This is a genomic window from Nocardia arseniciresistens (assembly GCF_046764875.1).
GTDB classification, from domain to species: Bacteria; Actinomycetota; Actinomycetes; order Mycobacteriales; family Mycobacteriaceae; genus Nocardia; species Nocardia arseniciresistens.
Genome location: NZ_JBKORD010000014.1, coordinates 71,357 through 98,071, shown reverse-complemented (window position 1 = coordinate 98,071; position 26,715 = coordinate 71,357). Strand labels below are relative to the sequence as shown.

Here is a 26,715-nt window from a genome sequence, read left to right as displayed (position 1 = left end):
ACCCGATGCAAATCGGTAACGCAACGCCGAAGATCGAGGGTACCAGCCGTCGGTTGGCACACGAAATCGGTGCAATCGGCAACTGGCAACCCGCCGAGGCGGACCCGCCGGTACTTCTAACGGAATTTTCACATGCGACGCGGGAGTGATGCAAGAAATTTACCTGTGTCACACGCGGCAAAGCCGCTGCATGGCGCACGATTCTTGCATGACCTCCGCCTCGCCGCCGCGCTCGGCCCGATCTACTGTGCCGCCACCGGTCCGGTCGAGCGGACGTTCGGGTGGCCGTGGTCGGGCGCCCTTCACCGGGCTTTTCGAGGGCTATGCACCGGGCCGTTACGCCCAGGCCTTCGACGAGATGTTCGATGGCGCGGGCCGGGTGCGCCAGCCGTATAGGGGCATATTCTCCGCCCTCGCGCCCATTGATGTCGCGGATCTCGAGGCGCGCTCGGATGCCCTCGATCGCGCCTTCATCAATCAGGGCATCACGTTCTCGCTATCGGGGCAGGAGCGGCCCTTCCCGCTCGATCTGGTGCCGCGTGTCATCGCGGCGGCGGAATGGAGCAAGCTCGAGCGCGGCATCAAACAGCGGGTGACCGCGTTGGAGTTGTTCCTCGCCGACATCTACGGCGAGCAGAGCATCCTGCGCGAGGAGGTGATCCCGCGGCGGCTTGTCACCTCCTGCCAGCATTTCCACCGCGAGGCCGCCGGCCTGGTGCCACCGAACGGGGTGCGCATCCATGTGGCCGGCATCGACCTCGTTCGCGACCAGCACGGCGAATTCCGGGTCCTGGAGGACAATCTTCGGTCACCGTCCGGCGTCTCCTATGTGATGGAGAACCGGCGCACCATGGCGCGGGTCTTTCCGGATCTGTTCTTTTCACACCAGGTGCGTGCGGTGGGCGACTATCCGAGCCATCTGATGCGGGCGCTGCGCGCCTCGGCCGCGCCGAACGAGGCCGATCCGACGGTCGTCGTGCTGACGCCAGGCGTCGACAACTCGGCCTACTTCGAGCATTCGCTGCTGGCAAGGCAGATGGGCGTGGAGTTGGTCGAGGGCAGGGACCTGTTCTGTCGGGACAACGTCGTGTACATGCGCACCACCGCGGGGGAACGGCAGGTCGACGTGATCTACCGGCGCATCGACGATGACTTCCTCGACCCGATGCACTTCCGGCCCGATTCGGTGCTCGGGGTAGCGGGCCTGCTGAATGCCGCGCGGGCGGGCAATGTCGTCATCTCCAGCGCGATCGGCAACGGTGTCGGCGACGACAAGCTGATCTACGCCTACGTGCCGACGATCATCGAGTACTACCTCGGCGAGAAGCCGGTGCTGCCGAATGTCGACACCTATCGCTGCTGGCTCGACGACGAGCGCGCGGAGGTGCTCGACCGGATCGGCGAGCTGGTGATCAAACCGGTGGAGGGTTCCGGCGGCTACGGCATCATCATCGGTCCCGACGCCACGCTGCGTGAGCTCGAGGCCGCACGCCGCAGGATCAAGGCGGATCCGCGTGGCTGGGTCGCGCAGCCGGTGGTCCAGTTGTCGACGGTGCCGACCAAGATCGGCAACGAGCTGGTTCCGCGCCATGTCGACCTGCGGCCATTCGCGGTCAACGACGGCGACGACATCTGGGTGCTGCCCGGTGGGTTGACCAGGGTCGCGCTGCAGGAGGGCTCCCTTGTCGTCAACTCCAGTCAGGGCGGCGGAAGTAAGGACACCTGGGTGTTGTCCGGGCGCGACTCGCTCGCCGACAGGGAATTGGATGGTACGGAGCTGGTAAGTGAACCGCCACAGGCGGATTCGCGCGAGCTGGGCCGGGAGCTGACCGTCGAGCAAGCCAATCAGCAACAACAACAGCAACAACAGTCCGGTCCTGGGACGGTGCGCTGATGCTGGCCCGCAACGCCGAATCGCTGTACTGGATCGGCCGCTACGTCGAGCGCGCCGACGACACCGCCCGCATCCTCGACGTCGCGGTGCATCAGTTGTTCGAAGACGCGACGGTTGATCCGGATCGCACCTCACGGGTGTTGTTGCGGGTGCTCGGTATCGAGCCGCCGGAGGGCGAACTGGATGTCTGGTCGGTCACCGACCTGGTGGCGTTCAGTCCCGAGCACGGTGCGTCGATCACCAACTCGATCGCGAATGCGCGCGAAAATGCTAAGGGGGCAAGAGAAGTCGCCTCCAGCGAGATGTGGGAGTGCTTGAACGCCACCTATATCGGGCTCGCCGCCGCCGAGCGTTCCGCACGCAGCCTCGGGCCACACGAGTTCTTTCACTACGTCAAGAATCGGGCGGCGATGTTCGCCGGACTCTCGGATTCGACGCTCAGTCGCGACGACGGCTACCGGTTCATGCTGCTCGGCCGCTCCCTCGAACGCGCGGATATGACAGTGCGACTGTTGCTTTCGCGCGCCGGTGACCGCACCTCGTCACCGGCCTGGGTGACCGTGCTTCGCTCGGCGGGTGCGCACGACACCTACCTGCGCACCCATCGTGGCGCGCTGGACGCCAACCTCGTCGCGGAATTCATTTTGCTCGACCGACTATTCCCGAGGTCGCTGTTCCATTCGGTGCTGGTGGCCGAGGACTGCCTCGCCGAACTCGATCAACGGCCGACCAGCAGGGTCGGCGCACGGCACGAGGCACAGCGAGTACTCGGAAGGGCTCGCAGCGAACTCGAATTCCTACGCCCCGGCGTGCTCTTGGAGGACCTTCAGAGCCGATTGCTGCTGCTACAGAAGAATTTCCGCGAGGTAGGCGAGGCGATCGCCTCGCAGTACTTCCATGTCGCGCCGTGGGTGGCGTGGACGGATCTGCGTCACGGCAGCATCGACAGCCACGCGCAGGTGGAGGGAGAGCTGTGATGGAGCGGACCGAAGACACAGTGTCGCGGGCAACGACCGAGCCGAGCGTCAGCGAGGTGCAGCGGTGAGTTGGCGGATTCGGGTGGTGCACACCACCGGTTATGTGTACGACGCACCGGTCACCCGGTCGTTCAACGAGGCCCGGCTCACCCCGCGCGCCGACAGCAGGCAGAACGTCATCCTTAATCGCGTGGAGACGGTGCCATCGACCCGCTCCTACCGCTATACCGACTACTGGGGCACCGCGGTCACCTCCTTCGACTTGCATGCGCCGCATGCCGAATTGGAGGTCACCGGGTCCTCGGTGGTGGAGACCGAGCCCTTCGCGGGTCCGGCCGAGGAACTGAGCTGGGAGGATCTGCACAGGGAACAGACCGCCGACCGGTTCGACGAAATGCTCGCCCCGACCACCTATGTGCCGGAGGATCGAAAGCTGAAGACCATAGCGCGACAACTTGCGCGTGGCGTGCCACCAGCGAAAGCCGTTGTGCGCGTGGCTGAATGGGTGCATCAGGAGATGACCTACCTGGTCGGCACCACCTCGGTGCGCACCTCTGCCGTGCAGGCGTTCGCCGAAAGGCAAGGGGTCTGCCAGGATTACGCGCACCTCACCCTGGTCCTGTTGCGCAGCATGGGTATACCGAGCCGCTACGTCTCCGGCTACCTGCACCCCAACCCGGACGCCGAGATCAACGCGACCGTAGCAGGGCAATCGCACGCCTGGATCGAAGCGTGGACCGGCCAGTGGTGGGGCTACGACCCCACCAATAACATCGCAATCAACGAACAGCACGTCTCGGTCGGTGTCGGGCGCGACTACGCGGATGTGCCGCCACTGAAGGGAATCTTTTCCGGCGGCGGCTCGACAGACCTCGATGTCGTCGTGGAGATCACCCGGCTCGCGTAGCTCGACGGCCGGTGGCATGGTCGTCCGACCGAGAAAACCGCTGTTCGGGCGTCGATGGTTGTTGTGGAGCCCATCCGCCTCGCGTAACGTCCCGATCAGATCGGCAACATCGAACGCAGCAGGACCCCAAGCAGTACCAGTGTGCTCCCCGTGCACGCGGGGATGTCCTCTCGGAAGGTGACGTGTATGCCCACTGCTCAGGAAGTCAACGAGGAAGCCACCGAGCTGGAACCCACCCCGGACGCCAAGAAATGGGCTGCGGAGGCGCTCGGTACGTTCGTTCTCGTGATCGGCGGTGTCGGTACCGCGGTACTGGCCGGTGAGCGGGTAGGTGCGCTCGGTGTGGCGTTCGCCTTCGGGCTGACCCTGCTGTTCTTGGTGTACGCGATCGGACCGATCTCCGGCTGCCACGTCAATCCGGCGGTGACCCTCGGTCAACTGCTGCTCGGCCGGCTGTCCGCGATCAGCGCGGTCGGATACGTGATCGCCCAGCTGATCGGCGGGTTCCTCGCCGGTCTCGTGCTGTTCGCCCTCGCGAAGAACCTGCCTTCCTACGACCGCGCGGCCCACGGGCTCGGTGCCAACGGCTGGGGCAAGCACAGTCCGTCGGCGATTACCGGACCGGGCGGCCTCGTCGTCATCGAAAACGGCTACGGCCTTGCCGCGGTGATCATCATCGAGGTGATGCTGACCGCGCTGCTGGTGTTCGTGGTGCTGGCCTCGACCGACCAGCTCTCCGATGTCCCGCTGGCCGGTCTCTCGATCGGCGCGGCCCTGACCGTCATTTATACGGTCGCGATCCCGGTGGACAACGCGGCGATCAACCCGGTCCGCGCGCTCGCTGTCGCGCCCTACCAGGACGGCGCGATGGGCCAGGTCTGGGCCTTCATCGTCTTCCCACTGATCGGCGGAGCTCTCGGTGCGCTGGTCTACGGCATGCTCTTCGGTCGCTCCCGCGAAATGATCAGCTGAGGTTTTCGTCAGGGGCAGGTCGGTCAGCTCCACTGGTATTCGATGACCAGCCGGTGCGCGACAAGGTCGAAGGTCTTGCGTGGCACGATGGCGCCCTCCCTGCGGATGCCGTCCTCCGGCACATCGAGGACCCGATCGAGGCGAACCCAGCTCGGCCTGCCCTCGTGATCCCAACTGCCGCTGCCGATCGCGACCCAGTCGCGGTCGTGCGCGCGTCGTGGGTTGGACGAAAGCATCAAACCGAGCAGCGTTTTGCGGTCGCGCCCGACGACGAGGACGGGGCGGTCCTTGCCGTTGTTCGGGTCCTCCTCGTAGGGAACCCAGGTCCATACGATCTCGCCGGGGTCGGCGCGGCCGTCCAGCTGCGGTGCGTAGACGATCTGCCTGGCGCGCGCGGCCGTCGGCACGGGGGAGGACGCGGTGGGGCGTACGGCGACGGCAGACGTCTTGCGCTGCGTGATCGAGCCGACCGCGCGTTCCAGCAGTGATGAGCGTTGCAACTTGCCCACCAGCTTCGGTCCCTGCTGCTTGACGATCTCGGTACCCTGCTCCTTCGCGATGAGGCCTAGCTGCTTGCCGAGAGAGTTCCAACTTCGGGCCATCTCTGGAGAATAACGGCGCGCCGCCGTTCGCACATCCGGGCAGGAATCCGACTGGTACGAAGGCGAATTTGCCGATTGTGCGATGCGGCGATGGTCGTCTGATGGCGCGAACGCACCGAGTGTGACCTGGACTACGGACAACCGATGGCAATTGCTCCGCACCGACCATGGGACGATAGACGGCAGTTTGCCGATACCAATGAGGAGTGGAGTGCCCGCCAGCTTCGCCGACACAACGTTCACCGATCCCGCGCGGATCCGGAACTTCTGCATCATCGCGCACATCGACCACGGAAAGTCGACGCTGGCCGATCGCATGCTGCAGCTGACCGGTGTGGTCGATCCGCGGCAGATGCGTGCCCAGTATCTGGACCGGATGGATATCGAGCGTGAGCGCGGCATCACTATCAAGGCGCAGAATGTGCGGCTGCCGTGGCAGGTCGACGGCACCGATTACGTGCTGCACCTGATCGACACGCCCGGCCACGTCGACTTCACCTACGAGGTGTCGCGTGCGCTGGAGGCCTGCGAGGGTGCGGTGCTGCTGGTGGACGCGGCCCAGGGCATCGAGGCGCAGACCCTGGCGAATCTCTACCTCGCGCTGGACAAAGAACTGACGATCATCCCGGTGCTCAACAAGATCGACCTGCCCGCCGCCGACCCTGATCGCTACGCGAGCGAGATCGCGCACATCATCGGCTGCGAGCCCGACGATGTGCTTCGGGTGTCCGGCAAGACCGGCGTCGGTGTCACCGAGCTGCTCAACGAGGTCATCAAGACGGTTCCGGCACCGGTCGGTGATCCCGACGCACCGGCCCGCGCGATGATCTTCGACTCGGTCTACGACACCTATCGCGGCGTGGTCACCTACGTCCGCGTTGTCGACGGCAGGATTGTGCCGCGCGAGAAGATCAAGATGATGTCGACCGGCGCGACCCACGAGTTGCTCGAGGTCGGCATCGTCTCCCCGGAACCCAAGCCGACCCAGGGGCTCGGCGTCGGCGAAGTCGGTTACCTGATCACCGGCGTGAAGGACGTGCGCCAGTCGAAGGTCGGTGACACCGTCACCGTGGCCCGCAACGGCGCGACGCAACCACTCACCGGCTATCGCGAGCCGCGCCCGATGGTGTACTCCGGCCTCTACCCGGTAGACGGCTCGGATTACCCCGATCTGCGTGATGCCCTGGACAAGTTGCAGCTCAACGACGCCGCGCTGACCTATGAGCCGGAAACGTCTGTGGCGCTCGGCTTCGGCTTCCGCTGCGGTTTTCTCGGCCTGCTGCACATGGAGATCACCCGCGAGCGGTTGCAGCGCGAGTTCGATCTGGACCTGATCTCCACCGCGCCGAACGTGGTGTACCGGGTGGAGATGGAGGACGGCACCGAGCACGTCGTCACCAACCCCTCGTATTGGCCGGAAGGCAAGGTGCGCACGGTCTTCGAGCCGGAGGTGAAGTGCACCGTCATCACCCCGAGCGAGTTCATCGGCTCGATCATGGAGTTGTGTCAGCAGCGTCGCGGTGAGCTCGGCGGCATGGACTATCTGTCGGAGACCCGCGTCGAGCTGCGCTACACCATGCCGATGGCGGAGATCATCTTCGACTTCTTCGATTCGTTGAAGTCACGCACCCGCGGCTACGCCAGTCTCGATTACGAGGAGTCCGGCGAGCAGATCTCGCAGCTGGTGAAGGTGGACATCCTTTTGCAGGGCGAGGCCGTCGACGCGTTCTCCGCCATCGTGCACAAGGACGCTGCCCAGGCCTATGGCAACAAGATGACGACCAAGCTGCGCGAGCTCATCCCGCGCCAGCAGTTCGAGGTCCCCATCCAGGCCGCCATCGGCTCGAAAATCATTGCCCGCGAGAACATCCGCGCCATCCGCAAGGACGTCCTCGCCAAGTGCTACGGCGGTGACATCAGCCGTAAGCGCAAGCTGCTCGAGAAGCAGAAGGAAGGCAAGAAGCGGATGAAGACCATCGGCCGCGTGGAGGTTCCTCAGGAAGCCTTCGTCGCAGCCCTGTCTTCGGACGCCGCCTCGGACAAGCCGAAGGGCAAGTAGACCAGAACGTGCACAGCTAGGACTTCGGTGTCGCGATCCACACCCGGAGTCGGGTGCCGCCGAGTGCGCTGTCGGCGAGTTCTGCTGTACCCGAATGGAGTTCGGCTTGCTGGCGGACCAAGGCCAGGCCGAGGCCGGAGCCGGGGGAGCCAGGACCTTTGACGAAACGGTCGAAGGCATCGGTGCGGAGGTTTTCGCGGATGCCGGTGCCGTCGTCGTCGATGAGGATCTCGACGCCCGAGCTCGAGTCGAGGGCCGGGTCGGCTGTGTTCGAGTCGGTGTGGTTCGAGGTGTTCGACGAGTCGGCACCGGTCGGCTCGGCTGCGCGGTAGCGGCGGGCCGCGACGGTGACGGTGTTCGCGTGACCGTGCTGCACCGCATTGGCGACCGCGTTCGAGACGATCAGCATGAGACCACCGGGCAGGCCGGTCACCGTGGTCGGAGCGCATTCGGTGAGGTCGATCTGCAACCCGGGATGCCTGCGGCGAGCGTCCTGCACCGCGCGGTCGAGGGTTTCGCACAGCTCGAACGGTTCGAAGGCGTCGGATTCGGTGAGTTCACCGACGGCCAGTCGTTCCAGATCGGCGAGGGTGTTCTCGATCTGGCGTTCGGCGAGCAGCACATCGGAGAGCACCGCGCGTTCCTGTTCGGCCGGTAAATCCTTGGTGGCCAAGACTTCCAGGTCGGTGCGCATGGCGGTGAGCGGCGTGCGCAGCTCGTGCGCGCAGACGGCGGCGAAATCGCGGGCACTTGCCAGCGCGCGATTAGTCGCGCCGTGTGCGGCCTCCAGCCGCGTCAGCATTTTGGTAATCGCGTCGGAGAGCTCCTCCGCTTCGCGTGCGCCGCGCCCGGACAGCGGCGGCAGCCCTTCCAAGGTCTCTATACCGTGCGTCGCGGTGGCGAGCCTGCGCAGCGGTCGCGCGGCGTACCCGGCAAGGAACCAGCCGAGCACAGCGGCCACGAGGATACCCGCGAGCCCGATCCCCAGACCGATCAGCTGGCTACGCCGAATGGCCGAATCCACCAGCGAGCGGTCGGGTTCGAGCCGCACGATCAAGCCGGGCAGGCCCTGGACAGTGGTACGGACATCGCCTGATGCGGCGATCGGCGGTGCGGGCAACGGAAATCCGGGAACCGCCGATCCCGATGACGGAACACCGGGTGGTGGAAAAGGCGGCAGCGGCATTGCGGGTAGCGCGTATCCGGCCGGCGGACCTCCAGGTGGCGCGGACCCCGTAGGCGGAGATCCGGGAACCGCGAACCCGGACGACCAGCATCCGGAAAACGCGAATGGCGGCATGGATTCCGGCGGCGCGGAATCAAGCGGCGGAAGTCCTGGCGGCCTGGGCCCCGGTTGCCGAAACTCGGGCGGCGCCGCAATCCCCGGGGGCGGTGGGTTGTCCAACGGTTGCGCGACCGCGACCCCCATGGTCGACACCGTCTCGTCGAACTGCCGGGAACCGGCGGCGTCCAGCAGCGCGGCGTAGGCGCTGCCGAGCGTGATGGCCACAAGTGCGGCAACGACCCCGGAGACGAGCGCCACCCGAGCGCGCAGCGACAGTGACGTGGCCTTGTCCCGCACAGTCACGGCGGTGTTTTTGACTCGATTGTTCACGGCTGCTCCCGCAAGACGAACCCGACACCACGCACCGTGTGCACCACGCGCGGTGCGCCAGATGCCTCCAGTTTGCGGCGCAGGTAGGAGACGAACACATCGACCACATTGGTGTCGGTGGTGAAGTCGTAGCCCCATACCGCGGACAGGATCTGCTCGCGGCCGAGCACGATGCCGATATTTCTGGCCAGCAGTGCGAGCACCTCGAATTCGCGTTTGGTCAGTTCCACCGTCGCGCCGCTGGACCGCACCCGATATCCCGCGTGGTCGATCTCCACCTGACCGACTCGACACAGATCTCCCGGCGGCGCGATGACCGGGGGCCTTCTACGCAGCAGCGCTCGCAACCGCGCGACCAGCTCACCGAGGTCGAAGGGCTTGGTGAGGTAGTCGTCGGCGCCGCGCTCGAGGCACGCGATCCGGTCGGTCACCGCGGTGCGGGCGCTGAGCACGCAGATCGGGATGTCGTTGCCCATCGCACGCAACGCCGTAACCACGCCCGCGCCATCGAGATTCGGCATGTTCACATCGAGCACCATGGCGTCGGGCGCCGCGCTGTGGACCATCGTCAGCGCTTCGGCGCCGTCGCTCGCGGTGATCACCTCGAAATCCGAGAGCTCGAGTCCGCGTCGCAGTGACGCGAGAACTCGAATCTCGTCGTCCACGACCAAGATGCGTTGTCCGGTCATGGGGCCACCATAGAGCCGCCGGTCGATCAGCGGCCGCTACTGCCGGTCGGTGCGATACGCGCAGGTTGGGCGGGTTGGGCGAAGGCGATGCCGAATTCGCCGGGTCCGCCTCTTTCGATGGTCACCTGCGGACCGACGGGGTCGCCGGGCCGGACGGAGACGATGCCGTGCTCGCCGAGATCGGGGCAGTCCGGTACGACAACACCCGGCGGCAGTGGTCGGGCACGCTCGATTCGGACCTGTGGGCCGGGCCCGGTCGGTAGTGGTTCGACACGCTCGAAGTGGACTGGGGGGCCGGGAACCGCAGGCGCGTTCGGCGGAGCGGGGATGGCACAGACGATGGTCGGAGCGCCGGGCTCGGTCGGTAACGGCACCGGTGGCCGGGCGGACGCGGCGCCGGCCACGAGCGCGGCCGCTGCGCCTGCGAGTGCGGTCACGGTGAGGACGGCGGCGATGCGGGCGCGGCCGCGGGCGAGGATTGCGGTCATCGGGACTCCTTGGCGTCGGGTGCCGGATGATCCGGCGGGACCGATGGTAAGGAGCGGATCTTCAGCGGCTCTCGAGCAATTGTTAGAAAACTCTTAATCTTTGTCGACGCCACTTCGATGCACCGTCGCGACGGCGCGCGGCGAGGGGGAATCGGGCCCGGTAGTGGCACCTATTCGGGGCTGTATCCAGTGGGAATAGGGGGCTTCCGTTCTGGTTATTGCCATGGCAGGGTTGCCGAAGAATGTGACAGTTGCGATTTCCGGAAATATCGTTAGATGATCTTCACTCGGGTGTGCCCGGCGTTGGTGAGGATGCTGGAAACCCGAGAGTGGAGCTTGCATGACGAGTGACCTGCCCTTCGACAGCAATGACACGGATGCTGACGACCGAGCGGGCGATACGGCCTACCGCGTTGCCACCGGCGTCGCGCGGGTGGCGAGGGCGGGCGCATACGTGACCGGCGGTGCCTTGGTGGCCGCCAACGGCGGCACCGCGCCCAGCCATCCCGGGTCGCAACGGCTCGACAGCTGGCATACCGGTTGGGCAGCGCCCGCCAGCAACGATCCCGAACCCGATGCGCCGAGCCCCGTCGTCACCTTCCCTGAGCCCGATCCCCATTCGATACCGGCGCCGCCACGCGACGTGGGCCATCACGGCTTCCAGTTGCCCTCCGTCCCGACCACCCCCCCGGCTCCCAACGGACACGCTCCATCGAGCGGGCCCTACATTCGCGTCGTTTCGCCGGATGGGCCGAGCCACTCGCCTTCGACCTCGACTTGGCCCGAGGCCAACAACCCGCCCACGTGGAAGGCGCCGTCGACGCCCGACGGGCGCGACCCGGCGCCCGAAACGCACGCACCATCCGGCCCGTCCGGATTCCAACTGCCCGAGTGGCACGCGCCGAACTGGTGGGACGCGATCAACGGCCGCGAAGACGAGAAGGCCGAAGACGAATCATCCAATGACGGACATGGTTTCGGTCTGCCCCGGCACGGTTTGGGCCAGGCCGGGAACGGTTTCGGCATGCCCGATAGCGGCGGTTTCGCCGCACCCGGGGACGTATTCGGACTGCCTCGGCTTCCGGTCGCGAACAGCACGAAATTGCATGCCGTCAGCCAAGAGGCATCCGACACGGTATCGGGCGACGTGTACGACGAAACGCCGAATGCGCTGCCGCGCCACATGTTCGACGGTATGTCGAACGTGATGTCCGGTCAGAACTTCGACGGCATGTCGGGCCACCATCACTTCGACGGAGTCGGCAACGGGGACCTCGGTGTATTCCTCGGTGCGAAGGCCGGGATGGATGTACACACCCAGTCCACTGTGGGCGTCGGAACCGGCACCAAGGGTGCCTATCCGAACAGCGACCCGAAGATAGAAGCCCCCGCGGATCTGAAAGTCGTCACGGCCGCGGGCAGCGACGTCGGCGATCAGGTCGATCACTTCAACGGCTGGCTCGACGACAGTGGTCACGGGATGCCGGCCGCGGGCCCGTCCGGACGTTCGGCCGCGGAGCAGCACGGAAGTACGCCCAGCGCTTCGGGTCTCGGCGGTAGCGGAGTCGGCCATCAGCCGGTGGCACCCGTGGTGGCGCCGCCGGCCCTGTCCGTTGTCCCGGTGCAGCCGATCGTGCCGGTACCCGCGCCCATCGCGCCGCCCCCGCCCGTGGTGAATGTCGTGCAGCCGGTGGCGGCCACCCCGTTGCAGACCACCATCCAGCCGGACGCGGCGAGCACACCGATCGCCAATGTGCTTGCGCCGCCACCGGGTCCGTCGCCGCTGACCGCGCCCGCCGCGGTGCTGCCAACGCTGTTCGACCACCCCGTGCAGCCGGTTGTGGTGAAGCCGGTGATCGACCTGCCGACCGAGGGCCTCGTGCCGACCGCGGTTATCCCGACCATCCCGACGATCCCGACCACCATCACTCCCACGATGCCGACTCCCGGCCAGGTCACGCCCGATCTGGGTACCACGAAGTTCCCCGAACTCGACATCACCAAACTGCCGACCATCGGGATCCCGACACCGAGCGCGGGCTCCGGGATCGACATAACCAAGACACCGGGCTTTCCCGGCACCCAGATGCCGGGGACGACGGTCATTCCCACGCGCCCCTCGACACCGGACAACGATGTGACGCTGCCGAGCGCCGGCGCCGGCACAACAGGCCACACCGCGCCGAGCACACACACCTTGCCGAGCGTCGATATTCCGACGGTGGATGTGCCGACCCTGCAGCCCTCGCTGCCGCCGACGATTTCGCACTCCGCGCCCGCGCCGACGCTGATCCCGATCACGCCGTCGATGGATATCGATCTGCCGACTGCCCCGCTGCCAACGGGGAACCCGTGGCCCACGGGGCAGGGGCCTGCCACGATCGCGCCGCCGTTCGGCGGCCTCGATCCGAAGCCGCACGGAATCGCGAGCGAGCTCAACGACCCGATGAGCGCGCTGCTGTCGCACAACGACGCCTCGATGTACGCGATGCCCGTCGCCAACGATCATTCCGCGTTCACACTCATGGCCGCGGGCGGCCTGTCTGCTCCGCTCATGCCGGAGGCGGGCATGCACGAGGTCGACCACTTGCTCCTCGGTGGGCTGGACAGCGTGCTCATGTAGCCGATAGAACACCGAGAGCCTGGTACGGGGTGCGTGCATTGCCCGCACGCCGTCATGTCATCGTTGAGCGAAGCGAACACGAGACAGAGCGAACAAGAGATAGGAGGAGTGTTGTCTGCCGCAGCCGGGTTGGAGGCCGTGACGGTGAAACACCCGGACGCGATGGCGCCACTCATCCGGATTCTCGACGAACTGCGGGAGATGACCAGATCCGCCGGTCGTGACGATCTCGGTGGACGCCTCAATATGGTGCGGGCAAGGGTCAGCGACCCTCGGGTCCGGCTCGTGGTCGTAGGTGATCCCAAGAACGGCATGAGCTCGCTGGTCAATAGTTTGGTCGGGGCGCAGGTCAGTGCCACCGACAGTGTGCTGAGCGTTCCGGTGATCGTCGAGTACGCATCGGAATCGGCTGCGACCCTGGTGAAGTCGATCAACGGACACACCGAACGCCAGTCGGTCGATCCGCTGGATCCGGGTCCCGCGCTCAGTGCCGAGGGCGTGATCCGCGCCGAATTCACCGAGCCGAGTGCGTTTCTCGCCGATGGTGTCGTGGTGATGGACGCCCCCGGGGCCAATGGTGACGACCACATCACCTGGTCGATGATCGCCGCAGCAGACGCCGTGCTGTATGTCGCGGACGCGGGCGCCGAACTCACGCAGAAACAGATCACCCGTTTGCAGCGCATCCAGCAGGTCTGCCCGACTGTGATCTGCGTGCTCAACAAGATCGACCTGTATCCGCAGTGGGCGCAGGTGCAGCAACGCAACCGAGACCTGCTCGACACGGCAGGGCTCGGCTTCGCGGTCGCGCCGGTTTCCGCGCAGCTGCACCGCGAGGCGGGCGACTACCAGCGCGGCATCGAGTCCGGTGTGCCGCAGCTCATCGATCACCTGCGCGACTATGTGGTGGCAAGGGCCGACACCGTCGCGCTCGACGCCGCCGTGCAGGACATCCGACTCGTCACCGACCATCTGGCCATGACGCTGCGGACCGAGGCGGAAACGCTGCGTGATCCGCGCAAGCGCGCCGAGATCACCGAGCGACTGGTCATCGCCCGCGATCAGGCCGACCAGCTGCGGCAGCGTTCCGCGAACTGGCAGGTCACCCTGGTCGACGGCAGCACCGAACTGATGGCCGATATCGAACACGACCTCCGCCACCGGCTACGCAGCCTGGTCCGCGACGCCGAGGTCGAGATCGCCGAAACCGATCCGGCTCGCCGGTGGAAAGAATTCGGCTCCGATCTGGACGCGCGCATCTGCGAGGCCGTCGAAGAGAACTTCGTGATGTCGCACTATCGAGCATTGGAGCTCTCCGAGCAGGTCGCCGCGCGATTCCCGGCCGATAACCGAGCGCCGTCGTTGCCGGATCTGCGGCTGACCAATCCCGGAGAAGTCCTCGAGCCGGTCGCACCGCTGGAACAACTGGTGAGCGCGAAGGCCGGTGTGCTCACCCAATTGTTGACCGCCATGCGCGGTTCCTACGGTGGCCTGCTGATGGTCGGCCTGCTCACCAGCCTGCTGAAAATGCCACTGGTGAACTGGTATTCGGCCGCCGCTGCGGTATTGCTCGGCGCCAACGCGCTGTGGGACGATCGCAAATCGCGCAAGCAGCGCCGCCAGGCCGAGGCGAAGGTCGCGGTCGCGAGGCTGATGGACGATGTTGTCTTCCAGGTCGGCAAGGAATCGCGAAACCGTTTGCGCGCCATGCAGCGCACGCTGCGCGACCACTTCACCGACATCGCCACCGATGTGCTGCGCGCGGCCGACGACGCGCTGCGTACCGCGGAGGAGGCGTCCGGGAAGTACGGCGACCGCAGGGAACAGCGAATCGCCGACCTCGACCTCCAACTCGGCAAGTTGCGCGGATTGCGTTCGATCGCAGACGATCTCGCCCCGGTCTAGCGAAAGTCCTACTCAGCAAGGATGACTGGCGGGGGTGTGGGCAGGCTGGAAGGCGCCGGTGTGGCGCGACCCCTCGGCGCGGATCACATGCGTGACCGCGTTGATCAGTGCCAGATGAGTGAACGCCTGCGGGAAGTTGCCCAGGTGGCGGCCGCTGCGCGAATCGATCTCCTCGGCGTAGAGCCGCAGCGGGCTCGCGTATCCGAGCAGCCGCTCGCACAGGTGTCTGGCCCGCTGCAATTCGCCGATCTCCACCAGCGCCGACACCAGCCAGAACGAGCAGATGGTGAAGGTGCCTTCCTCACCGGGAAGTCCGTCGTCGGTGGTTTCGGTGCGGTACCGCAGCACAAGGCCGTTCTCGGTGAGGCGGTCGGCGATCGAGAGCACCGTGGCACGCACCCGATGGTCGGTGGGCGGCAGAAAGCGCGTCAGTACCACCAGTAGCAGGGAGGCGTCCAGGGTGTCGCCGCCGTAGGTCTGGGTGAACACCCCATTCGTGGTCACGCCGTTGGCGAGCACGTCGGCCTTGATTTCCTCGGCGATGGTGTACCACTCGGTGGCGTGTTCGAACTGGCCGTGCAGCTCGGCCAGTTTCGCGCCGCGGTCCAGGGCCACCCAGCACATCACCTTCGACGAGGTGAAATGCTGCGGCTCGCCGCGTACTTCCCAGATGCCGCGGTCGGGCTCGCGCCAATGCGCGATGGCCGCGCGCACCTGGCGTTCCAGCAGCGGCCACAGCGTCTCCGGAACCTGCTGGCGTGACTTCACGTGCAGGTACACCGCATCGAGCATGGTGCCCCAGATGTCGTGCTGGTCCTGGTTGTACGCGCCGTTGCCGATGCGGACCGGACGGGCGCCGTCGTAGCCGGACAGGCCGTCGAGGGTGGATTCGACGATCTCCCGTTCACCGCCGATGCCGTAAAGCACTTGCAGCGGAACAGGTTCGCCGTCGTCGCCGGTGGTCGCATCGTTGAGGAAGGCGAAGAAGTCGTCGGCTTCGCGGTCGAGTCCGAGGGTGTAGAGGCCCCACAGCGCGAAGCTGGAGTCGCGCACCCAGCTGTACCGATAGTCCCAGTTGCGTTGGCCGCCAGGCGTTTCGGGCAGGGAGGTGGTGGCGGCGGCCATCAGCGCGCCGGTCGGTGCGTAGGTGAGCCCCTTCAACGTGAGCGCGCTGCGTTGCAGGTAGTTGCGCCACGGATGGTCGGGGAAGTTGCCCAGTGTGATCCACTGCCGCCACGATTCGGTGGTCGCCCACATTTTCTGGGCCGCCTCCTCGAAGGTGCGCGGCGCGGGCAGCTCTGACCAGGTCAGCGCGACGAAGACTTCGTCGCCCTCTTTCATCCTGGTCCTGGCGCGCGCCTCACGTCCCTCGAGGCCGAGCCGCAGATCGGTGGTCAACACCAGCGAAGGGCCTGCGCTCGGGTCACCGGTGCGTACCGCGGTGGCCTCCTCGTAGACCTTGCCGGTGTACTGCCAACTCGCCGTCGCCCGGTGGTAGTCGAAGGCCGGTTCGCAGCTCATCTCGAGTTCAACCGTGCCGTTCACACACTTCACCGTCCGCAACAGAATGTGCTCGGCATCCCAGTCCATCGGGGTGCGGCGATGGGTCTTGCTGCGCTGATCGTTGTTGTGCCACGGCCCGAGCACCAGCGCGTCACGCACGATAATCCAGCCGGTCTCGCTCTGCCAGGTGGTTTCCAGGATCATCCCGCCCGGCAGATACCTGCGCGCGGCGGGCACATTGACGCCATACGGCCCGATCCTGAAGTGACCGGCGCTGCGATCGAGCATCGCGCCGAAGATGCTCGGCGAATCCGGGCGTGGCACGCACATCCACTCGACCGCCCCGTTACTGGCGATCAAGCAGGTGCTCTCGCAGTCCGAAAGGAACGCGTAGTCGTCGATCGGCGGAAAGGTGGCGTGATGTTGTGACACCGTCATCGGACTGAGCATCGGCAGGCCGTCGGGCTCCGGGACGGTCAGATCATCGTAAGACGCCATACCTCATCTTCGTTCCAGCACGGCCGGACGTCCACCGGTCGCGCTGTCTGCGACGTCCCGCGCTCGTTTACGGCTCGGTTGTCCGGCATGAGTAGGCTGTGGCTGTGCATGCGATCGGTGGTTGGTGGGACGGCTTCGAGCTATGGGTGGCGGGCCTACCGTTCATCCCACAGTTCCTCGTTGTCCTGGTCGGCATGGTCCCGATCAGCTTCGCCATCGCCTACGGCCTCGACCGCGTGCTGCGCGTCGCACTGCACGTCCTCGGCCGTGATCGCGCCGTAGCCCCGATCGCGATCGAAGAACCGATCACCGCCGCGCGCGAAGTACGCGAGCCCGTACAGAGCGGTGCGCGCTGATGCCCCGCTCCCGCGTCCAACTCGCCCTCGTCGCCCTCCTCGTCCTGGTCGTCGTCGCCTGGCTGTTCACCCGCTGACCATTTATTTGGTAGGTGGTGGGTCGTCTCGGTCGCCGGTGCGCCAGTCGTTGAATCGTTTGCCGATCTTCGAGACGGTTTCGCCGACTTCGTGGCCGACCGTATTCACCGCGGAACCTACGTCCTTGCCGAGGTTGCGGACGGTGCGAATGAGCGGGTCCTCGGATTGGTCGAAGTTCTGCCGGTAGGTGCGGGCGGCTTCCTTCATTTCGTCGCTGATTCTGGTGTTCTTGTCGTGTTCGCGGCGGGGGTATTCGCCCGCCAGGACGCGGTCGTAGTCGCCGGATTGGATCCAGCGGCGCAGTTCGGCGGCGCGCAGTACTGAGAACGGGTGGCTCTGCAACTCCAGGTTGAGCAGTTTCAGCACGCCGTCACGCAGGTCGCCGGAGCGTTCGTAATCGTCGGCCTGGGCAAGGAACGCACCGTGGTTCATTTCCTTGATCCAGGTGCCGCCCGCGGTCTTCATGTGTACTCGCACAGAAGCTTCGACATCCTGGCCGCACAGCAGCCCGGCCCTGTCGCCGGAGAGCTCGGATTTGCGACTCCACTCCATCAGCGCGGCCACAATGGCACGTAATGCCCAGCCGCCCACCGGCATCCAGCCGATGCTCGCGGTCAGGCGCAGTAGGTGCATGAGCATGGTGCGGTATACCGCGTGGCCCGACAGTGCGTGGCCGAGTTCGTGGCCGACGATGAAGCGCAGCTCTTCGGTGTCCATCAGGTCGATGAGTCCGGTGGTCAGCACGATGAACGGGGTGTCCATGCCTATGGTGAACGCGTTGACGTGCGGGCTCTGTAAGACGAACATCTCGGGCGTTGTGCGGGCGTCGAGGATCTCGACGCAGTCCTCGCGCAATTGGTGCAGTGAACGGAACTGGCGCTCATCGACCCGGACGGCGGTCGCCAGGTAAAGCAACCGGTGCTGGCGTTCCTGTAGCAACCCCGACAGCGTGCGCAGCACCACATCGAATCCGGACAGCGACCGCAATGTCACCAGGGCGGTGCGGTCGGCCGGGTGCTCCCAAGCTCGGGTACTGATGCCTGGTAGCCGGGTGCGGACCCGATCCGGGCTGGTAGTCATGGGATGAAACCCCCGTCTTCCTGCATTCGAACTAGTAACTTTGCTCTGCTACAGTCTGCCCGTGTCTTCGAGTGCCGTCCCGCTGGTCCGCCATGAATTGGCGTTGATCGCTGTCGGTAACCTCGACGTCGCCGACATTCACTGTCGTTGATCGGCAACAGGACACCTCTGCACGTCGTTTCCTCATAGACTGGCACGCACCTTTCGTGGATGTGTCCGAATCCCGGCGGCCGTTCAGGCCGATGTCGCGCCACTGCCGCAGCTCTCGCGGCAGGTCTACCGATCAGCATCATCTCCTCCGTCATCGATCGCCGTGCCGGCAGTGACGGTTCGCAGGAAAGGCCCACCCCTGATGTCTCGCAAATCTTGGCTCTCGCCGCGCCGACGCTATGCCGCCGCCGCGCTCACCGCGATCGCGGCGGTTGCGCTCACCGCTTGCGGCGGTGGAGCCAGCGACACGGTCGGGGGTAGCGGCTCCGACGGTAGCGGCGGCACCCTCAATCTGTTCGCCTACGCCGTGCCCAAGCCAGGCTTCGACAAGGTGGTCCCGGAGTTCAACAAGACCGAGCAGGGCAAGAACATCCAGGTCAACGGGTCCTATGGTGCCTCGGGCGATCAGTCGCGCAAGGTCAAGGACGGCGCGGAGGCCGATATCGTGAACTTCTCGGTGGAGCCCGACATCACCCGCCTCGTCGACGCGGGCCTTGTCGACGCGAGCTGGAATGCCGACGCCACCAAGGGAATTCCCTTCGGTTCGGTGGTCGCGATCGTGGTACGCAAGGGCAATCCCAAGGGCATCAAGGACTGGGACGACCTGCTGAAGCCTGGCGTCGAGGTGGTCACCCCGAATCCGTTCAGCTCCGGCTCGGCCAAGTGGAACCTGCTCGCCCCGTACGCGGCCAAGAGCGATGGCGGCAAGAACCCGCAGGCGGGCCTGGACTACCTGGGCCAGCTCATCTCCAAGGAGCACGTGAAAGTGCAGCCGAAGTCCGGTCGCGAGGCCACCGAGACCTTCCTGCAGGGCACCGGTGACGTGCTGCTGAGCTACGAGAACGAGGCCATCTTCTCCGAGCGCAATGGCGACCCGATCGAGCACACCGTCCCGCCGACCACCTTCAAGATCGAGAACCCGGTCGCGGTGCTGAAGAACAGCAAGAACCTGGAGAAGGCCGCCGCCTTCCGCGACTTCCTGTACACCACCGAGGGCCAGAAGGCGTGGGCCTCGGCCGGTTTCCGCCCTGTCGATCCCAAGATCGCCGCCGACTACGCCAAGGACTTCCCGACCCCGCAGAAGCTGTGGACCATCGCCGACCTCGGCGGCTGGAAGACCGTGGACAAGGAACTGTTCACCGCGAACACCGGCTCCGTCGCGGTGATCTACGACAAGGCCACCAAGTAGCCAGGTGACCTGAGCCACACGGGATACTCGAAACTGTGACAAAAAGCAGCAACACCGGAACCGGGCCAGCGCCCGGTTCCGGCGTTTCCGAAGAGGCGGGCACAAAAGTGCCTGCCGCGGCGCCTGCGCGCTTCAACTGGTCGTGGCTGCGGGTCACCGGTTCGGTCGGTCCGCTCGGCATCGCCACCGCCGTGCTGTGGCTCAGCATCATCGTGCTGCTGCCGCTTGCCGCGCTCACCGTCACGTCCTTCGACGACGGCTGGTCCGGCTTCTGGGACGCGATCACCGCACCCGCGGCCCTCGACTCGCTGCGCATCACCGTCCTGGTGTCGGTGGTGGTCGCGGTGATCAATGTTGCGATGGGCACGTTGATCGCGTGGGTGCTCGTGCGCGACGACTTTCCGGGCAAGGGCATCGTCAACGCGCTCATCGACCTGCCGTTCGCGCTGCCGACCATCGTGGCGAGCATCGTGCTGCTGTCGCTCTACGGGCCGCAGAGTCCGGTCGATATCCACCTCAATGCCACTCAGCCCGGCCTGATCGTGGCGCTGGCGTTCGTCACGCTGCCGTTCGTGGTTCGCTCGGTCCAGCCGGTGCTCATCGAGGCCGACCGCGAGGTCGAGCAAGCCGCGCTGTCCCTCGGCGCAGACAACTGGACCACCTTCCGACGGGTCGTGCTGCCTACCCTCGCGCCCGCCATAATCAGCGGTGGCGGCCTCGCCTTCGCCCGAGCCATCGGCGAATACGGTTCGGTGGTGTTGATCGGCGGCGCGATTCCGCGCAAGACCGAAATGGCCTCGCAGTACATCCAGAAGCAGATCGAGATCGACCGGCCGGTGAACGCTGCGGCGGTGTCGGTCGCGCTGCTGCTCATCTCGTTCGCGACGCTGTTCGTGCTGCGGCTGCTTGCCGAACGCAGTGCGCGCAAGGAACAGGCCGCTCGATGAAACTTTCCCCGCTGACCCGCATTTCACTGCGGACCATCGCATTGGGCTATCTGCTGATCCTGCTGGTGCTGCCGCTGATCATCATCCTGTGGCGCACCTTCGAAAAGGGCATCGGCACGTTCATCGACTCGATCACCACGCCCGCCGCGATCTCGGCCTTCCAGCTGTCGATCATCATCGTGGCGATCGTGGTGCCGGTGAACGTCGTCTTCGGCATCGTCACCGCCCTCGCGCTGGTACGCGGCAAATTTCCCGGCCGCACCCTGGTGCAGGGCATTGTCGATCTGCCCTTCGCCGTCTCGCCGGTGGTCGTCGGCGTCGCACTGATCCTGCTGTGGGGCGCCAACGGATGGTTCGGCGGGTTGGAAGACGCGGGCTTGAAGGTGATCTTCAACCTGCCAGGCATGGTGATCGCCACCATCTTCGTCACGCTGCCGTTCGTGGTGCGTGAGGTCGAACCGGTGCTTCATGAGATCGGTGACGATCAGGAGCAGGCCGCGGCCACCCTCGGCGCGTCCCGGTGGCAGACGTTCTGGCGCATCACGCTGCCCGCGATCCGCTGGGGCCTGACATACGGCGTTGTGCTCACCGTCGCCCGCGCGCTCGGCGAATTCGGTGCCGTGATCATGGTGTCCTCCGCGCTGCCCGGCAAGTCGCAGACACTGACCCTGCTCGTGCACGGCCGATACATCAACGACCACAACACCTTCGGCGCATATGCCGCCGCCACCCTGCTGATGGGCATCGCGCTCGTCGTCCTGCTGCTGATGACCCTCCTCGAACGTAAGCGGGGCACCAAGTGATCACCCTTGCCGGAGGCCACCCATGATTACCGTGACCAACGCGAAGAAGAACTACGGTTCGTTCGCTGCCCTCGACGATGTCACCATCGATATCCCCTCCGGCGAGCTGACCGCACTGCTCGGGCCGTCCGGTTCGGGCAAGTCCACGCTGCTTCGCTCCATCGCGGGCCTGGAATCGCTCGACTCCGGAATCGTCGTCATCGCTGGACGCGACGTCACCAGGGTCGCGCCGCAGAAGCGCGATATCGGGTTCGTTTTCCAGCACTACGCCGCGTTCAAGCACATGACGGTGCGCGACAACGTGGCGTTCGGGCTGAAAATCCGCAAACGCCCCAAGAACGAGATCGCCAGCCGGGTCGACGAGCTGCTCGGCATCGTCGGCCTCGACGGCTTCCAGCACCGCTACCCCGCACAGCTGTCGGGCGGTCAGCGCCAGCGCATGGCACTGGCTCGCGCGCTGGCCGTCGACCCGCAGGTGCTGCTGCTCGACGAGCCGTTCGGTGCGCTGGACGCGAAGGTCCGCGCGGACCTCCGCACCTGGTTGCGCCGGTTGCACGAGGAGGTTCACGTGACCACCGTGCTCGTCACCCACGATCAGGAGGAGGCGCTCGATGTGGCCGACCGGATCGCGGTGATGAACAAGGGCCGCATCGAGCAGGTCGGCAGCCCCGAAGACGTCTACGACCGTCCCGCCAACGAATTCGTTATGTCGTTCCTCGGCGCGGTGGCCAGGCTCAACGGACATCTGGTTCGCCCGCATGACATTCGTGTCGGTCGTGACTCGAGCATGGCACTTGCCGCGCACGAGGGCACCGCGCAATCAGCGGGCGTCACCCGCGCGACCGTCGAACGTGTTGTGCATCTCGGCTTCGAGGTGCGTGTCGAGCTGCGAAACGCCGCCACCGGCGATCTGTTCGCTGCCCAGGTGACCCGCGGCGATGCCGAGGCGCTGCACCTCAACGAGGGGGAGACAGTGTTCGCCCGTGCCACTCGCATCCCGGAATTGCCTGTGGTGTAGGGAGATTCAGCCGGAATTGGTAGCTGAATCGATGCTGTGTCGTTGCCGGAACTGTGCTGCTGCCCGGGTCGCCGCATGCGGGAACGTGGAGCTGTGCCCAACTGGACGGTCTGCTAGGGGCTGGCTACCTGCGGACAGGCATTCTCGAATTTCGCCGCGCCGTAAGGAAATCCGGCTATAGGCAGACCGTTCGGCGCCGCGTGCCAGGTTAACGGCGATCGATCCTTCCGTCATGCGACCGGTATCAGTGCAGGCGGCACCCGGACAATTGTGTGTCCGGTGGTTGGCAGGCGGATCGCCGAGTGGTTGCGTTGATGGGGTTCGAAGCAAATCGGCTCGGCGATCAGGTGGGATTGCGATGGCGGTTGGTCTCGGTTTGAGCGTCGGCACGGTGAACACGGTTTCCGCTCTGGCGGAGGAAGGTTCGGCCAAGGCTCCACCGGGGCGACGCTCCGCCGCCGAGCGCTCGCCGGCCATTACCCGTCGCACCACCCTCACCTTCGACAGCACCGGAATGGCGCGGGTCGGCATAATTCCGCGGCACGGTCGCGCCATCACCGAATTCGCCGATCTCACGCAGCGCACCTCCATCCAGGCCAGGGTCGGCCATCGCGCACTGTCGCCTTCCGACCTGGTTGCGATAGTCGCCGAGTGCCTGATCACCGAGGCGCGGCGCGATCGGCGTGCGGTCGACGCGGGAATCGCGCTGACGCACCCGGCGGGCTACGCCATCGATCAGGTGGCCGATCTGCGGGCGTCACTCGACGCCGTCGGTCTCGGGGACGTGGCGCTCGTCGCCGAACCGGTCGCCGCGGCGACCTGGCTGGAAGCCGAACGTGGCCCGATGATGCCCGGGCTTGCGCTGATCTACGACCTAGGCGGTTCCACCCTCGATGTCACGCTGGTCCGCGTCGGCGCGGGCTGTCCGAACAATCCGATCGTCGGTGTGCCGCTGCGCTCGCCGAAGTTCGGCGGCCGAGCCTTCGGCGCGCTGGTCGCCGAGCGGGCCGGGCGCGGCCAGGCCATGGCCTCGTTGTCGGGTGGCGTCACCGGCGCCACCGCCGACGAATTGCGCACCGAGCATGTGCGCCGCTCGCTGGAACTGGTGTACCGCTGTCTCGGCATGGCCGATGTCACGATGGCCGATGTGGATTGTGTCCTGGTCGTCGGCGGCGCCGCGCGGCCGGTCGAGGTCTCCCAGGTGCTCGCCGCCCAGTTGGCGCGCCCGGTGATCACGGCGCCGGATCCCGAGCGCACGATCGCCGACGGAGCCGCGATCATGGCGCGCAGGTCGGCCGCGGCTGTCGAGGAAGCGGCGGGCGGTCAGCACGGACGTAAGCATCGTGGGGCGCACCGCAGGGCGACGACAAAGGCCTTGTTGTTGTCGCGGCGGACCCGGCGCAGGTTGACGAAGGTCGCCATCGCGGCGGGGATGTCCGCGGTCGCGGTCGCGCTCGCGCTCGTCTTGCCCGCGGATTCGGTGGTCGCCGGGTTATCGCAGCTCGGGGTGCGATAACGCGGGGGGACAGTGGCATCGGCGGCGGGTGTCCGGCTCGCCGCGGGGTACACCGAGTATGTGCCGGGTTGACTGCGCCCTCCGTTGGTGTAACCATGGGAAACATATAAATGGTCCCATCAGGAGAGGCAGTGACGACGATGTCTGCAGCCGTGACGCCCGCAGTCGATCCCGATCTGGAGAAGGCGCAGGAATACGCAGCGAAGTTACTGCTGCTCTCCGAAGGTTCGGTCAATAAGCATTTCGACCCGTTCGAGGACATCGACTGGGACAACCCCGACTATGCGGCCGACGTCGGTGAAGAGCGGTGGATTCTCCCGGTCTCCGGCGACACCGTCGCGCGTCATCCGTGGTATCTCGCGCTCTCCGACGCGGAGAAGATCGCGATCGGCAAGTACCGCCAGGCGAATATAGCCAAGGTCGGTCTACAGTTCGAGTCGATCCTCATCAGCGGCATGGCGACACACAACTTCAGTCTGCCCAACGGTTCGCCCGAATTCCGCTACTGCTCCCACGAAATGATCGAGGAGCACAACCACACCCTGATGTTCCAGGAGATGGTCAACCGGATCGGCATCGACGTGCCCGGCATGGGCCCGCTGGTCCGGAAGTTCAGGTACGTCGGCGCTCCGGTGGCCGCGCTGTTCCCGAACCTCTTCTTCATGGCGGTGCTGGCGGGCGAAGAGCCGATCGACCACATCCAGAAGGCGATCCTGCGCTCCGGCGAAGAGGTGCACCCGATCATGCTCGGTGTGATGGCTATTCACGTCGCCGAGGAAGCACGCCACATCTCCTTCGCGCACGAGTTCCTGAAGAAGCATGTGCCCGATGCGAATCCGGCCGCCAAGCTGGTACTTTCGGTCGCGATGCCGATCGTCATGTGGATACTCGGTCGTTCGATCGCGACGCCGCCCAAGGCGTTCTTCAAGGAGTTCGACATCCCGGAGTCGGTCCGCAAGGACCTGTTCTACGGCTCCAAGGAAGCCAAGCAGGTCTTCAGCGACTACTTCGCTGACGTGCGCACCCTGGCGAAGGACATCGGCCTGATGAATCCGATCTCCAAGGCGGTCTGGAAGCTGCTGAAGATCGACGGCCACACCACCCGCTACCGTTCGGAGCCGCTGCGCGCGGTCAAGGCCGGCTGAGGTGCCCTACGTCGTCACCCAATCCTGTTGCAGCGACGCGTCCTGCGTGTACGCCTGCCCGGTCAACTGCATCCACCCCACGCCCGATGAACCGGACTTCCTGACAGCGGACATGCTGTACGTGGACCCGAAGGCGTGCGTGGACTGCGGTGCGTGTGCCAGCGCGTGCCCCGTCGACGCCATCACCTCCTCGAAGAAGCTGACCGATGAGCAGATCCCGTTCATCGAGATCAACGCCGACTTCTACCGGCAGGCGCGCCCGCGTCCGCTGCTCGCGAAGCCGGTACCCGCGGCCGAGATCCATACCGAACGGCAGCCACTGCGGGTGGCGATCGTCGGGTCGGGGCCCTCGGCGATGTACGCGGCCGACGAGCTATTGACCCAGGCGCGTGTGTCGGTGACCGTCTTCGAACGCCTGCCGGTGCCCTATGGGCTCGCACGGCACGGCGTCGCGCCGGACCACGACAAGACCAGGCAGGTCAGCGAGCTCTTCGACGTTGTATCGGCGCAGCCGGGTTTCGGGTCGTACCTGAATGTCGAAGTGGGCAAGCATATTTCGCATGACGAGCTGCTCGGGCACTTCCACGCGGTGATCTACGCGGTCGGCGCGTCCTCGGACCGCAAGCTCGGCATTCCCGGCGAGGGCTTGGCGGGCAATGTCTCCGCCACCGACTTCGTCGCATGGTACAACGGGCATCCCGATCACGCGGGCGACACCTTCGACCTGTCGAAGCGGCGGGTCGTCATCGTCGGCAATGGCAATGTGGCGCTCGATGTCGCACGCATCCTGACCAGTGATCCGGAGTCATTGGCCGGCACGGATATCGCGCCATACGCGTTGCGAGCGTTGCGGCACAGCAAGGTCGAGGAGGTCGTCATCCTCGGCCGGCGTGGCCCTGCCGAATCCGCCTTCACCGTCCCGGAATTCGTCGGTCTGCTCGGTGCCGACGTCGATATCACGATCGAGGGCGAGCTGCCCGAACCGGTCGAGGGCCTGCCCTACCAGGTCGAGCAGAAGCTGAGGCTGCTGCGCGACGTAGCGACTGCTCGCAGGTCGCTCGAAAGGGTCAGCACAGCGACTGCTCGCAGGTCGCTCGAAAGGGCCAGCGCCGCCCGCAAGCGGATCGTCTTCCGTTACCTGGCCGCCCCGACCGAGATTCTCGGTACCGAAGAGGTATCCGGTATCGAGGTCGCTCGCAACGAACTCGTCACCGACCCGGACGGCCGGACCCGTGCCGTCGCGACGGGAGAGACCGAGCGGCTCGACGCCGGATTGGTGCTCACCTCGGTGGGCTACCGCGGTGTTGCGCTGCCGGGCCTGCCATTCGACGATCAGGCCGCGGTGATCCCGAATCTGAACGGTCGCGTCCTGCGAGAGTCCGGCGGTTCGGTGCTGCCGGGCTCCTACGTCACCGGCTGGATCAAGCGCGGCCCCACCGGCTTCATCGGTACCAACAAGTCCTGTGCGCAGGAGACGGTGCAGCAACTCGCCGACGACTTCAATGCCGGTCGCCTGCCCGATCCTCGTAGCAGTGCAAAAGAATTCGACCGCCTGGTGCGAAACCGCCAGCCTGCGGCCCGTGCGACGGGTGCGGCAATGCGACCCGGACCGATCCGCCGCCTGCTGGCTCGCGCCTGATC

22 protein-coding genes are annotated in these 26,715 nt (G+C 65.9%); 16 read left to right on the top strand and 6 right to left on the bottom strand.

The annotated features are described in order from the left end of the window. Positions 1-358 precede the first annotated feature (358 nt). The 4 genes from ACLMAJ_RS25180 to ACLMAJ_RS25165 all read left to right on the top strand — a co-directional run bounded on the left by ACLMAJ_RS25180 (position 359) and on the right by ACLMAJ_RS25165 (position 4,750). Positions 359-1,894 (top strand): circularly permuted type 2 ATP-grasp protein, encoded by a 1,536-nt coding sequence (locus tag ACLMAJ_RS25180; protein ID WP_412016438.1) that lies wholly within the window; start codon positions 359-361, stop codon positions 1,892-1,894. Further along, entirely contained in the window at positions 1,894-2,871 is a 978-nt protein-coding gene (locus ACLMAJ_RS25175) for an alpha-E domain-containing protein (protein WP_412016292.1), read from the top strand. Before ACLMAJ_RS25180 ends, ACLMAJ_RS25175 begins: the two co-directional genes overlap by 1 nt. 64 nt (positions 2,872-2,935) lie before the next feature. Then, complete coding sequence (locus ACLMAJ_RS25170) at positions 2,936-3,778, top strand: transglutaminase family protein (RefSeq protein ID WP_412016291.1); 843 nt, start codon at positions 2,936-2,938, stop codon at positions 3,776-3,778. A 186-nt stretch (positions 3,779-3,964) separates the two neighbouring features. Then, on the top strand, positions 3,965-4,750 hold the full coding sequence (locus ACLMAJ_RS25165) for an aquaporin (RefSeq protein WP_412016290.1): 786 nt from the start codon (positions 3,965-3,967) through the stop codon (positions 4,748-4,750). Between the two features lie 23 nt (positions 4,751-4,773). Here ACLMAJ_RS25165 and ACLMAJ_RS25160 read toward each other — a convergent pair whose 3' ends face one another. Then, on the bottom strand, positions 4,774-5,352 hold the full coding sequence (locus tag ACLMAJ_RS25160; RefSeq protein ID WP_412016289.1) for a type II toxin-antitoxin system PemK/MazF family toxin: 579 nt from the start codon (positions 5,350-5,352) through the stop codon (positions 4,774-4,776). 199 nt (positions 5,353-5,551) lie between these two features. Here ACLMAJ_RS25160 and lepA point away from each other — a divergent pair, with 199 nt between their 5' ends. Next, positions 5,552-7,411, top strand: coding sequence for a translation elongation factor 4 (lepA, locus tag ACLMAJ_RS25155; RefSeq protein WP_412016288.1), 1,860 nt, complete (start codon positions 5,552-5,554; stop codon positions 7,409-7,411). A gap of 16 nt (positions 7,412-7,427) precedes the next feature. On the opposite strand, the gene ACLMAJ_RS25150 is transcribed toward lepA, so the two are convergent. From ACLMAJ_RS25150 to ACLMAJ_RS25140, 3 genes are read right to left on the bottom strand one after another with little or no spacing between them, the layout of a single operon-like run. After that, positions 7,428-8,999 (bottom strand): sensor histidine kinase, encoded by a 1,572-nt coding sequence (locus ACLMAJ_RS25150; protein ID WP_412016287.1) that lies wholly within the window; start codon positions 8,997-8,999, stop codon positions 7,428-7,430. Positions 9,000-9,022: 23 nt separating this feature from the next. Next, on the bottom strand, positions 9,023-9,715 hold the full coding sequence (locus ACLMAJ_RS25145; protein WP_412016286.1) for a response regulator transcription factor: 693 nt from the start codon (positions 9,713-9,715) through the stop codon (positions 9,023-9,025). Positions 9,716-9,741: 26 nt separating this feature from the next. Next, positions 9,742-10,203, bottom strand: a complete 462-nt coding sequence (locus ACLMAJ_RS25140) for a hypothetical protein (protein ID WP_412016285.1) — start codon at positions 10,201-10,203, stop codon at positions 9,742-9,744. Between the two features lie 340 nt (positions 10,204-10,543). On the opposite strand from ACLMAJ_RS25140, the gene ACLMAJ_RS25135 reads away from it, so the two are divergent. Continuing rightward, the gene (locus tag ACLMAJ_RS25135) at positions 10,544-12,826 is read left to right on the top strand and encodes a chromosomal replication initiator protein DnaA (RefSeq protein ID WP_412016284.1); all 2,283 of its coding nucleotides are present in this window, start codon (positions 10,544-10,546) and stop codon (positions 12,824-12,826) included. A gap of 111 nt (positions 12,827-12,937) precedes the next feature. After that, positions 12,938-14,731 carry a dynamin family protein gene (locus tag ACLMAJ_RS25130; RefSeq protein ID WP_412016283.1) on the top strand — a complete coding sequence of 598 codons (1,794 nt, stop codon included), beginning with the start codon at positions 12,938-12,940 and terminating at the stop codon, positions 14,729-14,731. A gap of 12 nt (positions 14,732-14,743) precedes the next feature. Here ACLMAJ_RS25130 and ACLMAJ_RS25125 read toward each other — a convergent pair whose 3' ends face one another. After that, entirely contained in the window at positions 14,744-16,732 is a 1,989-nt protein-coding gene (locus ACLMAJ_RS25125; RefSeq protein WP_412016282.1) for a glycoside hydrolase family 15 protein, read from the bottom strand. Between the two features lie 98 nt (positions 16,733-16,830). On the opposite strand from ACLMAJ_RS25125, the gene ACLMAJ_RS25120 reads away from it, so the two are divergent. Beyond that, the gene (locus ACLMAJ_RS25120) at positions 16,831-17,088 is read left to right on the top strand and encodes a hypothetical protein (RefSeq protein ID WP_412016281.1); all 258 of its coding nucleotides are present in this window, start codon (positions 16,831-16,833) and stop codon (positions 17,086-17,088) included. Between the two features lie 81 nt (positions 17,089-17,169). Here the strand turns inward: ACLMAJ_RS25120 and ACLMAJ_RS25115 are convergent, their stop codons facing one another. Further along, on the bottom strand, positions 17,170-18,246 hold the full coding sequence (locus ACLMAJ_RS25115) for a M48 family metallopeptidase (protein ID WP_412016280.1): 1,077 nt from the start codon (positions 18,244-18,246) through the stop codon (positions 17,170-17,172). Positions 18,247-18,307: 61 nt separating this feature from the next. On the opposite strand from ACLMAJ_RS25115, the gene ACLMAJ_RS25110 reads away from it, so the two are divergent. The 8 genes from ACLMAJ_RS25110 (at position 18,308) to ACLMAJ_RS25075 (ending at position 26,713) form a co-directional block, all read left to right on the top strand. Next, positions 18,308-18,397, top strand: coding sequence for an Ms4533A family Cys-rich leader peptide (locus ACLMAJ_RS25110; RefSeq protein ID WP_328410605.1), 90 nt, complete (start codon positions 18,308-18,310; stop codon positions 18,395-18,397). Between the two features lie 201 nt (positions 18,398-18,598). Continuing rightward, positions 18,599-19,645, top strand: coding sequence for a sulfate ABC transporter substrate-binding protein (locus ACLMAJ_RS25105; RefSeq protein WP_412016279.1), 1,047 nt, complete (start codon positions 18,599-18,601; stop codon positions 19,643-19,645). Positions 19,646-19,752: 107 nt separating this feature from the next. Continuing rightward, positions 19,753-20,592, top strand: coding sequence for a sulfate ABC transporter permease subunit CysT (gene cysT, locus ACLMAJ_RS25100; protein WP_412016437.1), 840 nt, complete (start codon positions 19,753-19,755; stop codon positions 20,590-20,592). Continuing rightward, a complete protein-coding gene (gene cysW / locus ACLMAJ_RS25095) occupies positions 20,589-21,395 on the top strand; it encodes a sulfate ABC transporter permease subunit CysW (RefSeq protein WP_412016278.1) in 807 nt (268 codons plus the stop codon). The genes cysT and cysW overlap by 4 nt, the downstream gene beginning before the upstream one ends. Positions 21,396-21,417: 22 nt before the next feature. Further along, the gene (locus tag ACLMAJ_RS25090; RefSeq protein WP_412016277.1) at positions 21,418-22,413 is read left to right on the top strand and encodes a sulfate/molybdate ABC transporter ATP-binding protein; all 996 of its coding nucleotides are present in this window, start codon (positions 21,418-21,420) and stop codon (positions 22,411-22,413) included. Positions 22,414-22,771: 358 nt separating this feature from the next. Beyond that, complete coding sequence (locus ACLMAJ_RS25085; RefSeq protein WP_412016276.1) at positions 22,772-23,929, top strand: Hsp70 family protein; 1,158 nt, start codon at positions 22,772-22,774, stop codon at positions 23,927-23,929. 140 nt (positions 23,930-24,069) lie between these two features. After that, positions 24,070-25,074, top strand: a complete 1,005-nt coding sequence (locus tag ACLMAJ_RS25080) for an AurF N-oxygenase family protein (RefSeq protein WP_412016436.1) — start codon at positions 24,070-24,072, stop codon at positions 25,072-25,074. 1 nt (position 25,075) lies between these two features. Continuing rightward, a complete protein-coding gene (locus tag ACLMAJ_RS25075) occupies positions 25,076-26,713 on the top strand; it encodes an FAD-dependent oxidoreductase (protein ID WP_412016275.1) in 1,638 nt (545 codons plus the stop codon). Positions 26,714-26,715: the final 2 nt, after the last annotated feature.

What these genes read in the sequence shown, in the direction of transcription:
- ACLMAJ_RS25180 (WP_412016438.1), top strand. Translation starts at nt 359, where the DNA reads ATGTTCGATGGCGCGGGCCGGGTGCGCCAGCCGTATAGGGGCATATTC.
- ACLMAJ_RS25175 (WP_412016292.1), top strand. Translation starts at nt 1,894, where the DNA reads ATGCTGGCCCGCAACGCCGAATCGCTGTACTGGATCGGCCGCTACGTC.
- ACLMAJ_RS25165 (WP_412016290.1), top strand. Translation starts at nt 3,965, where the DNA reads ATGCCCACTGCTCAGGAAGTCAACGAGGAAGCCACCGAGCTGGAACCC.
- ACLMAJ_RS25160 (WP_412016289.1), bottom strand. Translation starts at nt 5,352, where the DNA reads ATGGCCCGAAGTTGGAACTCTCTCGGCAAGCAGCTAGGCCTCATCGCG.
- lepA (WP_412016288.1), top strand. Translation starts at nt 5,552, where the DNA reads ATGAGGAGTGGAGTGCCCGCCAGCTTCGCCGACACAACGTTCACCGAT.
- ACLMAJ_RS25145 (WP_412016286.1), bottom strand. Translation starts at nt 9,715, where the DNA reads ATGACCGGACAACGCATCTTGGTCGTGGACGACGAGATTCGAGTTCTC.
- ACLMAJ_RS25140 (WP_412016285.1), bottom strand. Translation starts at nt 10,203, where the DNA reads ATGACCGCAATCCTCGCCCGCGGCCGCGCCCGCATCGCCGCCGTCCTC.
- ACLMAJ_RS25135 (WP_412016284.1), top strand. Translation starts at nt 10,544, where the DNA reads ATGACGAGTGACCTGCCCTTCGACAGCAATGACACGGATGCTGACGAC.
- ACLMAJ_RS25125 (WP_412016282.1), bottom strand. Translation starts at nt 16,732, where the DNA reads ATGGCGTCTTACGATGATCTGACCGTCCCGGAGCCCGACGGCCTGCCG.
- ACLMAJ_RS25115 (WP_412016280.1), bottom strand. Translation starts at nt 18,246, where the DNA reads ATGACTACCAGCCCGGATCGGGTCCGCACCCGGCTACCAGGCATCAGT.
- ACLMAJ_RS25105 (WP_412016279.1), top strand. Translation starts at nt 18,599, where the DNA reads ATGTCTCGCAAATCTTGGCTCTCGCCGCGCCGACGCTATGCCGCCGCC.
- cysW (WP_412016278.1), top strand. Translation starts at nt 20,589, where the DNA reads ATGAAACTTTCCCCGCTGACCCGCATTTCACTGCGGACCATCGCATTG.
- ACLMAJ_RS25090 (WP_412016277.1), top strand. Translation starts at nt 21,418, where the DNA reads ATGATTACCGTGACCAACGCGAAGAAGAACTACGGTTCGTTCGCTGCC.
- ACLMAJ_RS25085 (WP_412016276.1), top strand. Translation starts at nt 22,772, where the DNA reads ATGGCGGTTGGTCTCGGTTTGAGCGTCGGCACGGTGAACACGGTTTCC.
- ACLMAJ_RS25080 (WP_412016436.1), top strand. Translation starts at nt 24,070, where the DNA reads ATGTCTGCAGCCGTGACGCCCGCAGTCGATCCCGATCTGGAGAAGGCG.